Origin of the sequence: Pedobacter sp. Bi27, assembly GCF_918698255.1 — a bacterium.
GTDB lineage: Bacteria > Bacteroidota > Bacteroidia > Sphingobacteriales > Sphingobacteriaceae > Pedobacter.
In genome coordinates this window covers 1-14,467 of the sequence record NZ_CAKKMW010000008.1, presented here as the reverse complement: position 1 = coordinate 14,467, position 14,467 = coordinate 1, and the positions used below count along the sequence as shown (strand labels likewise).

Annotated in this window: 13 protein-coding genes; 6 read left to right on the top strand and 7 right to left on the bottom strand. The window is 39.5% G+C overall.

The window, feature by feature from the left end; all coding sequences use genetic code 11:
* Window positions 1–28: 28 nt before the first annotated feature.
* Both LQ227_RS21940 and LQ227_RS21935 read left to right on the top strand, forming a co-directional pair.
* Window positions 29–1,165: a hypothetical protein gene (locus tag LQ227_RS21940; RefSeq protein WP_230151114.1), complete on the top strand. Its 1,137-nt coding sequence runs from the start codon at window positions 29–31 to the stop codon at window positions 1,163–1,165.
* Window positions 1,166–1,326: 161 nt separating this feature from the next.
* A complete protein-coding gene (locus LQ227_RS21935) occupies window positions 1,327–2,310 on the top strand; it encodes a hypothetical protein (RefSeq protein WP_230151112.1) in 984 nt (327 codons plus the stop codon).
* A gap of 114 nt (window positions 2,311–2,424) precedes the next feature.
* Here LQ227_RS21935 and LQ227_RS21930 read toward each other — a convergent pair whose 3' ends face one another.
* The 3 genes from LQ227_RS21930 to LQ227_RS21920 are packed head-to-tail and all read right to left on the bottom strand — an operon-like array spanning window position 2,425 to window position 5,546.
* On the bottom strand, window positions 2,425–3,039 hold the full coding sequence (locus LQ227_RS21930) for a rhomboid family intramembrane serine protease (RefSeq protein WP_230143199.1): 615 nt from the start codon (window positions 3,037–3,039) through the stop codon (window positions 2,425–2,427).
* A gap of 5 nt (window positions 3,040–3,044) precedes the next feature.
* Window positions 3,045–4,784 (bottom strand): M14 family zinc carboxypeptidase, encoded by a 1,740-nt coding sequence (locus LQ227_RS21925; protein WP_230151097.1) that lies wholly within the window; start codon window positions 4,782–4,784, stop codon window positions 3,045–3,047.
* A 30-nt stretch (window positions 4,785–4,814) separates the two neighbouring features.
* Window positions 4,815–5,546 carry a hypothetical protein gene (locus LQ227_RS21920; RefSeq protein WP_230143195.1) on the bottom strand — a complete coding sequence of 244 codons (732 nt, stop codon included), beginning with the start codon at window positions 5,544–5,546 and terminating at the stop codon, window positions 4,815–4,817.
* Window positions 5,547–5,605: 59 nt separating this feature from the next.
* On the opposite strand from LQ227_RS21920, the gene pepT reads away from it, so the two are divergent.
* Window positions 5,606–6,859 (top strand): peptidase T, encoded by a 1,254-nt coding sequence (gene pepT, locus LQ227_RS21915; RefSeq protein WP_230143193.1) that lies wholly within the window; start codon window positions 5,606–5,608, stop codon window positions 6,857–6,859.
* 76 nt (window positions 6,860–6,935) lie between these two features.
* Here the strand turns inward: pepT and LQ227_RS21910 are convergent, their stop codons facing one another.
* Entirely contained in the window at window positions 6,936–7,265 is a 330-nt protein-coding gene (locus LQ227_RS21910) for a hypothetical protein (protein WP_230151095.1), read from the bottom strand.
* A gap of 152 nt (window positions 7,266–7,417) precedes the next feature.
* Here LQ227_RS21910 and LQ227_RS21905 point away from each other — a divergent pair, with 152 nt between their 5' ends.
* Complete coding sequence (locus tag LQ227_RS21905; RefSeq protein WP_230151092.1) at window positions 7,418–8,284, top strand: aldose 1-epimerase family protein; 867 nt, start codon at window positions 7,418–7,420, stop codon at window positions 8,282–8,284.
* A gap of 762 nt (window positions 8,285–9,046) precedes the next feature.
* Window positions 9,047–9,472 carry a VOC family protein gene (locus LQ227_RS21900; protein ID WP_230151089.1) on the top strand — a complete coding sequence of 142 codons (426 nt, stop codon included), beginning with the start codon at window positions 9,047–9,049 and terminating at the stop codon, window positions 9,470–9,472.
* A 33-nt stretch (window positions 9,473–9,505) separates the two neighbouring features.
* On the opposite strand, the gene LQ227_RS21895 is transcribed toward LQ227_RS21900, so the two are convergent.
* Window positions 9,506–10,072, bottom strand: a complete 567-nt coding sequence (locus LQ227_RS21895; RefSeq protein WP_230151087.1) for a Crp/Fnr family transcriptional regulator — start codon at window positions 10,070–10,072, stop codon at window positions 9,506–9,508.
* 162 nt (window positions 10,073–10,234) lie between these two features.
* Between LQ227_RS21895 and LQ227_RS21890 the strand changes: the two genes are divergently transcribed.
* The gene (locus LQ227_RS21890) at window positions 10,235–10,897 is read left to right on the top strand and encodes a DUF1349 domain-containing protein (protein ID WP_230151084.1); all 663 of its coding nucleotides are present in this window, start codon (window positions 10,235–10,237) and stop codon (window positions 10,895–10,897) included.
* A 102-nt stretch (window positions 10,898–10,999) separates the two neighbouring features.
* Here the strand turns inward: LQ227_RS21890 and LQ227_RS21885 are convergent, their stop codons facing one another.
* Window positions 11,000–12,307 carry a leucine-rich repeat-containing protein kinase family protein gene (locus LQ227_RS21885; RefSeq protein ID WP_230151082.1) on the bottom strand — a complete coding sequence of 436 codons (1,308 nt, stop codon included), beginning with the start codon at window positions 12,305–12,307 and terminating at the stop codon, window positions 11,000–11,002.
* A 51-nt stretch (window positions 12,308–12,358) separates the two neighbouring features.
* On the bottom strand, window positions 12,359–13,945 hold the full coding sequence (gene abc-f / locus LQ227_RS21880) for a ribosomal protection-like ABC-F family protein (RefSeq protein ID WP_230143182.1): 1,587 nt from the start codon (window positions 13,943–13,945) through the stop codon (window positions 12,359–12,361).
* Window positions 13,946–14,467 lie beyond the last annotated feature (522 nt).

The following is a 14,467-nucleotide window of genomic DNA, read 5'->3' as shown; positions in this document are numbered from 1 at the left end:
TGTTTTTATTAACGCAACTACCACTGCCATGAAAAACATTTCAAGATTACGGTATTTTATTTATTTATCCTTAATAATTATTGGGGGATGTACCACAGGAAAAAAAGCCTTACAAAAAGGTGATTACGATGCTTCGGTTGCCAAAGCAGTAAGCAGGCTGCAAAACTCGCCAAAAAATAGTGAGGCTATGGAAGTGCTAAAAACAGCATACGATTTAGCGCTGCAGGACCATCTGCGAAAAATTGAAGAAGCTAAAATGTCTAACGATTTATTCAGGTGGGAATCGGTGATGTACGATTATCAAAAAATCAATCAATTGGCCGATGATATTAACAGTTGCCCAGCTTGCTTAACCATTGTTCCAGGTCCGAAAAAATACATCAATGAACTTGCTGATAGTAAATACAATGCAGCTGCCGCAAGGTATAACTCAGGCTTAGGCTATTTGAGAGAAAACAACCGCCAATCGGCTAAAAAGGCATATTACGAATTTGAGAAAACACAGAATCTTCAGCCAAATTATAAAGATGCCAAAGCCAAAATGGAGGATGCTTATTGGGCAGCGGTAACCAGGGTTGTTGTTCAGCCGATTATTGTTAACAGCGGCATGTACAAATTAAGCGCTGATTATTTTCAGCAGCAGATCGATCAGTTTATTGGAAATTACTCGAGAAATAAGTTTGTGATTTTTTATGGCGAAACACAGGCAACAGATCAAAAAATTGTTCCGGATCAGGTATTGAGTTTAAACTTTGACGATTTCGTGGTAGGCCAGACCTATGTAAAAGAAAGGGTAGAAAAGTTGAAACGCGACAGTGTGGTAATTGGCGAAACCCGTGAGAAAAAACCAATTTACGGTACAGTAAAAGCCACCTTAAGTATTTTCGAAAAGAACATCTCTTCATCGGGATTATTGGATATGAGCATTACCGATTGGAGTACAAAAAAACTGGTACGCCAGCAGAAATTTCCTGGAACTTATGTATGGAGAGATAATTGGGCAACCTATAAAGGCGATGATAGGGCGCTGAGTAAACAGCAATTGGCCATTACCAGAAGGAGGGAGCAACTGCCTCCACCACCAAGTGCTTTGTTTTTAGAATTTACCAAACCCATTTACAGCCAACTGGTTGATGATATCAGTTATTATTATAATAATTACTAAACCTCACCCTATTTGAGGAACTGCTTTACGCACTACCTGTGCATCCCTCTCCTGCAGGAGAGGGAAACGATGGACATTGCTATACTACCACTGCTAACATGGTGAGGTGGTTGTAATCCCTGCGTTAAAATAAAATATCGTTGCAAAGCCCTAAAAATATAATGGCTAATATTGCAGTGATGAATACCGGCTTATACAATCCTTTCCAAAACTTCGATTTTTTATACAAAATCTGCTTCCTAAGTGGCAAAACTTTTAATTCGCCTGTTGTTCAGGTGCCGTTAATCCCCAAATGGTTATTAGCACAGGCTGGTTTAAGTGGCGAAGAGCAGATCCAGTTTTTGGATGAGAGTATCCGTTCCTACAACACCTTGGTTATCCCGGTGAACAGTGAGGTAAACGAGCAGTTTTTAAGCCCGCTTGAACACAAAATCGAAGCAGCATTTGCAACAGGGTACGATGCCATTTCCGCATTGCCCGAACTGGATCTTTTTAACTGGATCGGCAAGTTTTTATATGGCTTTGTATACATCGAAATGCATTCGGCTTTACGCAAGGAAATGACTGCAGATGGCTTAAATATGTCGCAATCGTTAATGATGAAATTTGCCAATCTGAATTTCATGATGCAGAACCTGTATACCAGTCTGGAGTTTGAAGATTTTTCGCCATGGTCTATCACAGTAGTGAAATTAGAAAACGGAGAAACCCCGTTCAGTTTCCGTGATGAGATAAACACTTTAACCTTCTCGTTAAAAATGAAAGATTTTGGGATTATCGCCTGTTTACAGGATAATGGTACCAATAAACGCTATCATCAGGATATCATTAATGAAATAAAAGGAAAAGCTTTAACAGCCGAACAGTTTGAAGAGCTTAGTGCGCGTTTTTATTACTCTGCCTATCTGTTTAACCGTTTACCCGAATATACTTTTATGCCAGTAGAAGGCACCACTTATATCGAGGCTATGCCTTTACGCGGCAACATGACCAAACCGCTTTTTGATGTTTGGCAACATAAAGTATATGCCCAGGTGTTGGAAAACTTCTGGAAACCCTGGGGTTATGTGGTATTCGAGATTATAAAAAACCCTGATGAACCGATGAGTTTCTTCGAGAAACCCTATTTGCCAACGGCGGGGTAGTTTTTGGTGTTTCGTCATACCCCGCTTGACTGGGTATCTTAAAGCCAAAAAACATATAACTTCTTGCATTAGGATTCCCGTTTTCACGGGAAAGACGATTCTTCCCAAAGGATACTATCTCCCTCCTGTTAACATGGTAATAAAGTTCTGCAAAATGCCAGGAACAAAAATGATCGTAAAAATCAATCCGGTTAAGGCACCAAAAAAGTGAGCGTCATGATTGATGTGGTCTCTCGAATTGCGGGAAGCATAAGCACAATAAATTAAATACAAAATCCCAAAAACTACAGCAGGAATTCCAATCGGGATAAACATGATGTAAATTTTAGACATTGGATTGAATAAAATATAGCTAAAAAGCACTGCACTAATCGCTCCGGATGCACCAAGGCTATTGTAGTTAAAATGGTCTTTATGTTTAATAACGGTGGGTAGATCACTCAGCACCAGTCCTAAAAAATAAAGTAATCCAAACTGCCAGCTCCCCATTAATCTTTCCAGCGTAAAGGCAAAAGCATAAAAGGTAAACATATTAAAAAACAGGTGCATCCAATCTGCATGTACAAGCCCGCTGGTAATCAAAGTATATACATTCTGTCCTTTCGAAACACTATACGGATGCAGCATAAACTTTCCGTAAATGGAGTGATCGTAAAAAGCATATAAGCTGGTAATAATGGTAAAAACGAAAATTACGGAGGCAACTGGTGCAATATTGAAGTATTCCATGGGGGTTATTTTAAATCAAGTTTTACGTCTGTAACCAAACGGGCTACCGGATATCGATTGTGTGTTTTTTCGTAATAATCAGAATTTTTATATACAAAATCAAGTTGTGCGGCCGCATTCTTCGCAAATTCGGCATCTGAAGCTTTTTTCGCCTCCAGTTTATGCTGTAGTTCTGGATTATTTTTTAGCAATGCTGTTGCGGTATCTTCAAAAACATATGCAGAATAATGTTCTTTCATATCCAGAATTGAATCGAAAAAGTTCCAGTTGAAATAAGAATCAGTAGCCTGTGGCTCCAGTGTTTCTACAATATACCGGTTAACAGGCTGGTTAACATAAACCACAAAATCGCCTGCATAATACTGGAGGTTCTGTTTTATCGTATTCAATTTTACGGCTGAGTGCAGATAGTGCCCTTCATAGGGCCTTGTTCCGGTTTTAAAATCGCCGATATAATAACTTTCTACTTCAATTTTCTGATCGTTTTTTAGCTCCCTGATTTTAACATTATTCAGTTTAAGCAGGTCAATTACGCGGTCCCAGGCTTGCGGAATAATGTAGGCAACCGGTTTTTGAATAGACACCGCGGGTTCGAACTTGTTCCATTCTTTAATGGTTTTGGTGTAAGGTTTACTGCGGTCGTAATATAAACGATCGGCACCGCTTACCATACTGGGTTTTTGGCCAGCCTCAAAGCCTTTAAAGGTCAGATCGTTTACCTCGGTTTTGTTCAGTTTCCATTCTAAAGGAAATTCCTGTTGTGCAGCAACAAGTTCATCGGCCTTCCGCTTATTCCCTCCAATAACCTTGGCATCGCGTTCTACAAGCTGAATATAGGTTTGCAAAAGCTTGTAAGTAGCATCCACACGCAAATCGTATGCCTTTAGCATATGCGTTTCGGGCATAAAACCGATGGTGTTGTGCAGCGTGGTATATCCGGTAGAATAACGTGGGGGATCTATAAATCCGGTTATTCCGCTTTCAGGCGTTTCGCCTATCGAATTTACATAGGGAATCATCGGGTAACCCATCTTCTCCATTCCCTTATATAGATCAGGTACCAATGTTTTAGTTAAATAACCCGAAAGAATCGGGTTCAGCTTATCTTTTTGTGTAGGGATAAGCGTCATTACATATTGATAATCGGCACCATTGCTGGTGTGCGTATCTACAAATATTTCGGGCTGCCAGGTATTAAAAATGAGTTGAAACGCTGCTGAATTTTTCGAATCGGTTTTAATGAAATCACGGTTCAGATCGAGGTTCTTGCTATTGCCCCTAAAACCATAAGCAACCGGTCCGTTCTGGTTGGCCCTTGATGTTCCGCTACGGTTAAAACTGCCATCTATATTGTAAAGTGGAATAATGCAGATCACCACATCTTTTGGCAGTTTACCTGCCTTAAGCAGATCGCGGGCAAGCATCATCGATGCATCCACCCCCTCTGGTTCGCCCGGATGAATGCCGTTGTTGATCAACAAAATCCTTTTATTCTGTTTTCTAATCTCAGAAGGATCAAAAACCCGATCGCGCGACAAAACCAATACATGTAAAGGCTTACCAAAATCTGTACGTCCATAGGTGAACAATTTGGCCTGTGGATAGGTCTTAGTTAGGTTTTCGTAATAGGTTATAGCAGCATTGTAAGTTGAGGTTTCAATTTTTCCGCTCAGCTCGAAAGGTGTTTTTTGTGCCGCAGCTTTTAATCTCATCGAAAGCAAACAAAACACAAAGAATTTTTTCATGCCTTAAATCTAAGAAATGAAATGATGTTATTAAAGGGTTTTACGATAAGATTTAATCGTTCCAAACATATATCTAAAACCTATGGTGTAAACGTTGTAAACATCCGGCGAATAGTTCTCAAACTTGGCGCTCGAATCGTTATAACCATCCAAACCTTCACCAAAAGTATAGTTCGATTGTGCATTAATATTGATAACATACCTCATGTAGCCATAACCATCGTTAATGTAATAGTTAAAACCGAAGTTTAAAGGTACCGCCATATTAAGGCTTTTATCTTTTCCAGGGAAAGGGCCATAGCCAGGATCGTATGCAGCCCAACTTGGTTTATACCGCACAATATCGGTAATCTTGTTGTTAATTACCCCAATACCCAAACCCACATACAAACCCCTCAAATTGTATAAAAACTCGCTTTTATCGTAGTTCGCCACCTCACCAAGCATTAACTTTACATTGGCTGTAATGGCGGTATATTGATTTATAAACTGACGGTTGTGCGGATCGGTTTCAATGTCTCCACCTTGAATCCTACCATACTGCCCTTCTAAACCCAGTGTTACAAACGGCGTGATATGATAATCGATTACGCCATAGGCCGTGTAACCAAAACTTCCTTTGTATACATCGGTATAAGATTTGTTTATTCCTCCACCAAAACCATACGACATTTTAAAGTAATTAGATTGGGCAAAAGAAAAACTTCCTATAAAAACAAGCAGAAGGGTTATGTAAGTAGCTTTCAGCAAATTAAAAATCATATCGTTTTTTTACAAAAATAATATGTTTATCGAATATCTATAACTTTTACCTTTGAATTATGAGCACATACACCAACTTTAACAAATCTCTGGAGCAGCGGTTTATAAAATATGCGAAGATTGATACCCAATCTGATCCAAATTCTCCAACTTGCCCATCAACCTTAAAACAAAAAAACTTAGGTAAAGAATTGGTTCAGGAACTGTTAGAAATTGGCGTTATTGATGCCGAAATGGATGATAATGGCTATGTGTATGGCACAATCCCATCCACTACAAACAAGCAGTTGCCCGTAATTTTCTTCTGTTCGCACATGGATACCTCGCCCGATTGTAGCGGTGAAAATGTTAAACCGATTATTCATGACAATTATCAAGGACAAGACTTAATTCTGCCAGATGACAACAATATTATCATAAAATTGTCTGAGCACAAAGACTTAAAGCACCAGATTGGCAACATTATTATCACCGCAAGCGGAACAACTTTATTAGGTGCCGATAATAAAGCAGGGTTAGCAGAAATTATGGAAGCGGCTGCCTTTTTAATGCGCAATCCTGATGTAAAACACGGAACCATAAAGCTACTTTTCACCCCTGATGAAGAAATAGGCCGTGGCGTAGATAAAGCCGATTTAAAGAAACTGGGTGCCGATTTTGGCTATACCATAGATGGGGAAACGTTGGGTTCAATCGAAGATGAAACTTTTTCTGCCGATGGCGCCACCCTTAAAATTTATGGCGTAAGCACTCATCCGGGCTTTGCCAAAGGAAAAATGGAAAGCGCCATTAAGATCCTTGCTGAAATTTTAGATTCGCTGCCAAAAGATACACTCACACCAGAAGCTACACATCAAAAAGAAGGATTTATCCACCCGGTGAGTATGAACGGACAGGTAGAAGAAGCAGAAGCACAGTTTATCATCAGAGATTTTACCGATGAAAAACTAGCCGCACATGGGCAGTTTTTAGAAGAAACCGTAAAAAATGTGATGGCTAAATACCCAAAGTCTACCTATAAAATTAATATTAAAGCACAGTACCGCAACATGAAACAGGTGTTGGATCAGCATCCTAAAATTGTACAATACGGAATTGAAGCCATTGAACGGGCAGGTGTGGTGGCAAAACAACAAAGTATCCGTGGTGGAACCGATGGCTCACGACTTTCTTACATGGGCTTACCTTGCCCCAATATTTTTGCCGGAGAACACGCTTTTCATAGCAAACAAGAATGGGTAAGTGTGCAGGACATGGAAAAAGCGGTACAAACCATTATTAATATTGCCTGTATTTGGGAAGAGCGTGGGTAGTTGAAACAGTTCGGAGTTGGCAGTTTTGAGTTCGGAGCCGTATCCAACTCCAAACGCCCAACTCCAGCCCCCAAACTCAATAGGAGGCTTGTCCAATATCCAATCTTGCTATTTTCCCCTCTTTGTTTACCTTAAATTTAAAGCAGGTTTTAAAATCACCCCATTGGTCGGAGTGGAAATGGCCATATACCTCCAATCCGTTGTTTTCAACTTTATCTATACTGGTAAAACGCTCATGTCCCAGCGCTTTCTTAAAGAAGTTATTAAATTTCATCTGGTTTCCGTCGTCGTAAAAGGTAACATCGATAGCAAATAAAGGAAACCACGTTTTTTCATCGCCTTTTTGCAATGCGGTAATAGCGGCCTTCACTTTTGCATTTGATAATTTTGTTAAATCTATCGCCATGGGTTTCTGATTTTATTTTAAGCGAAAGTAAATGCGCGGGTAATAAAATAAACAGTGCTTTTAGCTTTTCATTTGCTTAAGCTTTAAGTAGTAATCAAAATTAATAAAAAAGATATTTTTAAAGTACATCTTTTTGTTAATTTAGATTGCAAATGATAACTCTCGAGAACGACTATATAAAAGTTAGCCTGGCGGCTAAAGGCGCAGAACTTCAAGGCTTATTTAGTAAAGAAACCAAGTTGGAATATTTATGGAATGCCAATCCTAAATATTGGGCAAAACACAGTCCTGTTTTATTTCCTATTGTTGGCTCATTAAAAAACAACCGTTTTACTTACCAAGGTAAAAGCTATGAGCTACCACGCCATGGTTTCGCCCGTGATCATGTTTTTAATTTCGAAAAAATAAGTGAAACTGAAGCTGTTTTTACTTTAACCCAAAATGAAGATACCTTAAAAGTATATCCTTTTTATTTCGAACTGAAACTGAGGTATCAATTAATAGATAGAAAGCTGAGCTTAACTTACGAGGTAGAGAACACCGGTACTGCCGAGCTTTTATTTTCAATTGGTGCGCACCCGGCATTTGCGGTACCCAATACCCCCAATACCGTTTACGAAGATTATTATCTTGCTTTTAATAGCGATGAGAAATTAACTTTCTGGAAACTGGAAGACGGCTTGGTAGCCGACGAAACGGAGCTCATTGAACTGGGTGGCCACAGGTTAAACCTTAAACATGATTTGTTTTATAACGATGCACTGGTTTTTAAAACCCTTCAAAGCAACTGCATCAGCTTGCTCAACAACAAAAACGATTATGGATTACATTTCCATTTCGATGATTTCCCTTTCTTTGGCATTTGGGCTGCTACGGATGCCCCTTTTATTTGTTTAGAGCCATGGTGCGGAGTGGCCGATGGCGTTAACCACGATCAGGAATTAACACGCAAAGAGGGTATAGTAAAACTTGGTGTAGGCGAAAACTGGTCGCGGTTTTGGGAAGTAGAGTGTTTCTAGATGGGTTATTGCTTATTGCTGGATGCATAATTAAGTTGGCTACCGGCAGTTTTTTGCTAACATTTGCCTTTGGCCTCTTTATTTTTTTCTTTGCAAATTACAGGTGCCCTTTTAAGTATTCTGTTTTCGTAATATTGCCTCCAGTTTGTTATTGGCAACATTGCCGGCTTATAAATGGCGTATTGAAGCAAACAAATAATTATCCACATTAAAATTTCTGTTATCGCGGTGTAGTGGAAACCACTACCCATAAAGGGGTATTTTTACCTTTTAATTTGATGTTAACATGTTGATAACTATATTTATAATGTTAAAATTAAATCAACGGGACGATTTAGATTAAAACGCGAAACCTTTCAGCAATGAAAGGTTTTTTTTTGCAAAAAAAACACGCCCTCAAAAAAGAGGACGTGTTTACTCAAATCTAAAATTATTTTGGGACGATCGAGAATTATTTCATTAAATGTTTAATACCCTGCTACAAATATGAAAAAGATTAGGGATTTATTTTCGTTCAGTTTTATTCATCTGTAAAAGAATAACTTATCCAAAAGTTATTGCAAAATGAATAAAACATTTTAGTCTATGTAAAAACAATATTTTCTCAAGCTCGGCACCCGAGTTAAGGTCATCGCAACAAGGTGAAACCGTACAAGATTATTAATTTGACGATGTCAAAAACGCCCTTACATTTGTCTCAAGTACACCCATTTTATCATTAAAAGGTGCAGTAACTTAGTTGTAAACAAAATAAATAAGATTATGGCAACCATGCACCCTTACTTAAACTTCGACGGCAAGGCCGAAGAAGCTTTTAATTTTTATAAATCGGTTTTTGGCGGAGAATTTACCTTCTTTGCAAAAATGGGCGATGCACCTGAATCGGATAAATTAACCGACGAGGAAAAAAACCGTGTAATGCACGTAGCCTTACCTATTAATGAGCATACGGTTTTAATGGCGTCTGACTGTGTACCTTCTGCAGGGCACGTACTTAAAGAAGGCAACAATATGTACATTAACCTCAATGCCGAGAGCCGCGAAGATGCCGATCGCCTATTTAACGGCCTTTCAGCAGGCGGTAATATCGAAATGCCAATGGATGATATGTTCTGGGGCGATTACTTCGGTAGCTTTAAAGACAGGTTCGGTATCCAATGGATGGTTAATTTTAGCAGCCACAAATAAAACAAAGCCCTTATTGTTTTCCCCTTACCATAACTAGAGCGATAAACGGCTTAAAGTTTCCCTGGTAACACCCAAATAGGACGCAATAAGGGTTTTCGAAATCCTCTTTTGTAAAGATGGGTATTGATTGCGCCATTGTTTGTAACGCTCGCCCGCATTATTACTCAATAACGCCAATACCCGTTTTTGCAAAGCCATGTTGCCTGTGGTGTATTTTTTCCTAAAAAAGTATTCCATTTTCCGGGAAGAGGCACAAAGTTTTTCCTTGTTCTCAAAAGAGATAGAAAGGGTTTCGGTATCTTCAATACAATCTACATTTAAGGTTGCCGGCGCTCCGGTGTTAAAAGCGTTCGGGTCTGAGAACCACCATTCTTCCATGGCAAGCTGTAAAATATATTCTTTGCCTTCATGGTCGGTATAAGAAGACTTCACAATTCCTTTCTGTACAAAATGTTCGCAACTGGCTGCATCACCGGCCTGAATAATATATTGATGTTTTTTATATTTCCGCTTGATAAAAAAAGATTCGGCATATTGAAATTCTTCATCTGTTAAACAAACAATCTGATCAATATGCGCCCTTAAAAAATTTGTTTCCATGTTTCTGATACAACAGTACAAATGTACTGTTTATTGAAGATTTATATACCTGAGGCAATTGCCCTTATCCGGTAAACGTGACAATAATCACATTAAAATAGTGATCTATGTCCTTTCCAAAAGTTGATGCTTGCTTTAAGTTTGCAATACACAAACACACAAATGAAACTTAAATTATTAACCGCCATCGCCTTACTGGCGATATTAAACACACAAAAATCAGCTGCCCAGAGCCTTGCCAAAATGAACTGGTTTAACGAACCTGAAAAGTGGGAAATCAAGAATAAAAATACATTTAGCCTATTTGTTCCCGCGAAAACAGATTACTGGCGGATCTCTCATTATGGCTTTACTGTGGATGATGCCCCTTTTTATTATGCCACTTATGGTGGTGAATTTGAGGTAAAAGTAAAAATTACAGGCAACTATGTAACCACCTTCGATCAGATGGGTATTATGCTCCGAATTAATGAAGAAGAATGGATTAAGGCAGGAGTAGAATTTGTAAATGGCAAACAAAATGTAAGTGCGGTGGTTACGCATAAAACAAGCGACTGGAGCGTAGTTGAATTAGCACAGGCACCAGCATCTATCTGGATGAAAGCCGTTAGAAAACTTGATGCGGTAGAGATTTTTTACTCCTTGGATGATAAAAAATATACCATGATCCGTACGTGTTATTTTAAGGATAATGCGCCTGTAATGGTGGGCCTTGTGGCTGCCTGTCCTGATGGCAAGGGTTTTAACGCCACATTTGAAAATTTCAAGGTTACACCCACGCCAGATCAGCGCAGGTTGGATTGGGCAAAAAAACAGCAGAATTAATGTTTTTTTATAAAGTGGTCGTCACTTCGACCGTAGCGGAGAAATCTATGATTAAGTGTAGCGCACAGCTCTATCCTCCAAAGGACTCAGATTAACAACTTGTTATAATGAAATCTTCGCTAAAGCTTCAACTAAATCCTGAAAACCAGGCCTGTTTAATGGCGAAGCAACTAAACAGGCATTTCTTAGGGCAGTCAAAGTATTCAAACATGCGCTGCTTACCGTTTCATTTTTTAAAGAAAGTAAATCATCGAGCAGGTAACCATAAGCACTAACTTCTATCCGCTCTAACGCGGAGGCAAGTGTAATATCAGCCTGATCATAAAAACTTGCGGCACCAAAATCGCCGAACAAAGTACTGCCCTCATCATCAATCAGGATATTGTGCGCATATAAATCGCCATGCATAATCCCGGCCTCGTGCAATTGCGCAGCTAAGGAGGCAATGGTTTTGGCAATGCTCAGCAGCTGTTTTTCTGACAGCTGCATATCTTCGGGAAAAACATCCCTGGTGCAGCTTTCCAAACTCGGTGGATTACCCAGGTTATAAAAATGATGCGGAATGAGGTCCATCACCAGTCCTTTTTTATCTTCTGGATGCAGGGCAATCTGTCCGATTAAATTAACCAAACCAGGGTGGTAACCCGCAGCAATGTAGGCCGTCATTTCATCTTCCGGCAAGCCATCGCTGGTTACATTGCCTTTAAATATTTTAACGGCTACCTCCTGGGTTTCATCACCAATAGTCTGGTTTGCTTTCGAAATAATACCCGATGCACCTTCACCCAACAAATGGTTAATCTCTAAATCGTGCCAATTAATTAACGAAAGTGTTTCTACAGCAGGAGTTTTACTAAAGTTGTTCCCCGAAAATGCAATCCACGAAAGTTTAGGCATCATAGCAATCCATTCGGGCAGCTCATGTAGTTTATTGGCAGCAATCCGCAGTAACGATAAATTCTGGCAATTACTTAATTCATCGGGTAATTGCACCAAACGGTTACCCGATAACATCAGCTTTTGCATCCGCGTACACAGCCCAATCTCTTTTGGCAATTCGGCAATGTTATTGTTTGTTAAAATCAGCCAGCGAAGATTAGGATTCAGCGATTTTGCTGGTACCGTTTTAATCTGGTTAGATTTAAAACCTGCAATATCCAGCGAAGGGCAGTCGGCCAATTGCTCAGGCATAACCGTGAAAAGGTTTTCTGAACAGAAGAAAATCTTCAATTTCTTTAAACGACCAAAATCTGCCGGTAATGCACTTAATTTATTAAAAGATAAATCCAGCACCTCCAAAGTATCGGCCAACTCGAATATTTCGTTTGGAAACTCGGTTAGGTTTTCAGAAAGTTTTAACGATACTGCTCCTTTAAGTTCGCCGCTTTGTAATGCTAACAGGTTTTGCATAGGGATACTGGCTTTAATAATTTAAAACGAAGATAAGGCTATATATTTATTTTAAAGATCAATGCTGTGTTCCACATAGATTTGGTCAAGAAAATATTCATCGTGCGATATGACCAGAAGCGTTCCCTGGTATTCGTTAATGGCTGCAGTTAAAATTTCTACATTCTGAATATCGAGGTTATTGGTAGGTTCATCCAATATCATCAGGTCGGGCGATTGGTTGCTGATGGTTAACGAACAAAGGATCAACCGCATTTTCTCTCCGCCACTTAAGGCCGAACAAGGTTTGTCCCAATCGGCTTTACCAAACAAAAACCGGTTTAAACGGATTTTTATTTCATGCTCCTGCAATGCACCCGAGTTGTATTGCTGGGCCTGTTCGTAAACTGTAAGTTGATTATCGATCAACGAATAATCCTGATCAATATACATGGAGCTAATGTCTGCTTGGTTTAAACTTCCTGTCGAGGGCTGGAACTGCCCCAAAATAAGCTTGATCAAGGTGGTTTTGCCCGATCCGTTCCTGCCCTTTATCACGTAACGCTCAGCACTAAAAATCTGAAAACTAAGCGGCTCCTTCCAAAGTAGCTGATCGTGAAAAGCAAAATTGACCTCCTTAGCTTCAACAATACTTTTCCCTTTGTGCAGCCTGGCTTGGTTAAAACCGATCTTCATTTTGTCTGCATCAGGCAGCGCAGAACGGAGCTGGCTTAATTCAGCAGAAATATGATCGAGCTTTTCGGTATGAACAGCCTTTAATTTTGCCGTACTTTTTTCCGCATTATTTTTTAACGTATTCATCGAAATGGTCGGCAATCCGGCTTTTTCCTGTTTTTTCTTCCCTTTGGCATCAAGCTTCTGCTGCCGCTCTATCGATTCCCGCTCCACTTCTTTAGCCTTGCGCAGTGCTTTTTCCTTTGCTTTTAAATCATTGTTCAAAGCAGTATTTTCAATTTTCTTTTGCGCAGCATAGAAATCGTAGTTTCCGCCATAAATGGTTATTCCCCGCTTACTTAGCTCGCAAACTTTCTCAATCTGGTTCAATAAAGTACGGTCGTGACTCACCACCACCAAAGTATTCCTGGTCAATCGGATATAATCGTACAACCTGTTTCTGCCTTCGAGATCTAAATGATTGGTCGGTTCATCCATCAAAACAATATCCGGATGGTGTATCGTGATGCCAGCCAAAAATACGCTGGTTTTTTGTCCCCCGCTTAAACTTTCCATTTTTTGGTTCAAGTCTAAACCCTCCAATCGCCAATAACTCAAAGCTTCCACGCAACGTTCCTCAATGGTCCAGTCATCGTTGAGTATAGTCAAATTTTCGTCTGTTACTTCTCCGTTGAGGATTTCGTTCAGCGCTTTTAGTTTATCTTCAATCCCGAGGGCCTGCGCAACGGTAAAATCATTAAATTGACCGAAAAGCTGTGGCACATAATAAGGCACCGATTCCGTTTTAACATATCCGGCAGTTGGCCTGAGTTTACCCGACAAAATTTTTAAAAGTGTCGATTTCCCTGCCCCATTATGGCCAATGAGTGCAATTTTTTCGTATTTGTTGATGGTAAGATTTAAATCTGAAAACAGTAAATCTCCATTGGGATGGATATAGTTAGCCCCTTGTAGAATAAGCATAAATTTCTTTTTTTATGGTAAATAATTGCAGGAACGGAACCGCTCTGCTGGTTATCTATTTTCTGAAAAGAAATGAATCTTACATGTATGGGGTGATTTGGTAATGCTGCAAAGGTAAGGAATTTTTGCGTTTTGCGAAAGGCGGTTGGCGTGGATTCATTAGTCTTTAGTCCGAAGTCTGAGTCTCGGTGAGCAAAAGTTAGGCGTTCACTTCTCTTAATCTGTCATCCTGAGGGGTAATTTATTGTATAAAAATCAATATTAATGACAGGAGAATTTAAAAAATTAAATCTCCTCAGATTATCGTCATTGCGAGAAGGCTTTTTCAGCCGACGAAGCAATCTTACAACTATCGCTAGTAGCGAGCGCTTTAAGATTGCTTCGTGCCTCGCAATTGTAAAGGTTTAGTAATTCGGTAATGAACTAGTTTATTTTTTGTTATTTATATTGACCATTTCCACAGGCTTTTTACCATTAATTCCTTGGTGTGGTCTTTCCCAGTTATAATATACAATATACTTT

Coding starts and splice junctions, on each gene's coding strand:
- LQ227_RS21940 (WP_230151114.1), top strand. CDS start 29: ATGAAAAACATTTCAAGATTACGGTATTTTATTTATTTATCCTTAATA.
- LQ227_RS21935 (WP_230151112.1), top strand. CDS start 1,327: ATGGCTAATATTGCAGTGATGAATACCGGCTTATACAATCCTTTCCAA.
- LQ227_RS21930 (WP_230143199.1), bottom strand. CDS start 3,039: ATGGAATACTTCAATATTGCACCAGTTGCCTCCGTAATTTTCGTTTTT.
- LQ227_RS21925 (WP_230151097.1), bottom strand. CDS start 4,784: ATGAAAAAATTCTTTGTGTTTTGTTTGCTTTCGATGAGATTAAAAGCT.
- LQ227_RS21920 (WP_230143195.1), bottom strand. CDS start 5,546: ATGATTTTTAATTTGCTGAAAGCTACTTACATAACCCTTCTGCTTGTT.
- pepT (WP_230143193.1), top strand. CDS start 5,606: ATGAGCACATACACCAACTTTAACAAATCTCTGGAGCAGCGGTTTATA.
- LQ227_RS21910 (WP_230151095.1), bottom strand. CDS start 7,265: ATGGCGATAGATTTAACAAAATTATCAAATGCAAAAGTGAAGGCCGCT.
- LQ227_RS21905 (WP_230151092.1), top strand. CDS start 7,418: ATGATAACTCTCGAGAACGACTATATAAAAGTTAGCCTGGCGGCTAAA.
- LQ227_RS21900 (WP_230151089.1), top strand. CDS start 9,047: ATGGCAACCATGCACCCTTACTTAAACTTCGACGGCAAGGCCGAAGAA.
- LQ227_RS21895 (WP_230151087.1), bottom strand. CDS start 10,072: ATGGAAACAAATTTTTTAAGGGCGCATATTGATCAGATTGTTTGTTTA.
- LQ227_RS21890 (WP_230151084.1), top strand. CDS start 10,235: ATGAAACTTAAATTATTAACCGCCATCGCCTTACTGGCGATATTAAAC.
- LQ227_RS21885 (WP_230151082.1), bottom strand. CDS start 12,307: ATGCAAAACCTGTTAGCATTACAAAGCGGCGAACTTAAAGGAGCAGTA.
- abc-f (WP_230143182.1), bottom strand. CDS start 13,945: ATGCTTATTCTACAAGGGGCTAACTATATCCATCCCAATGGAGATTTA.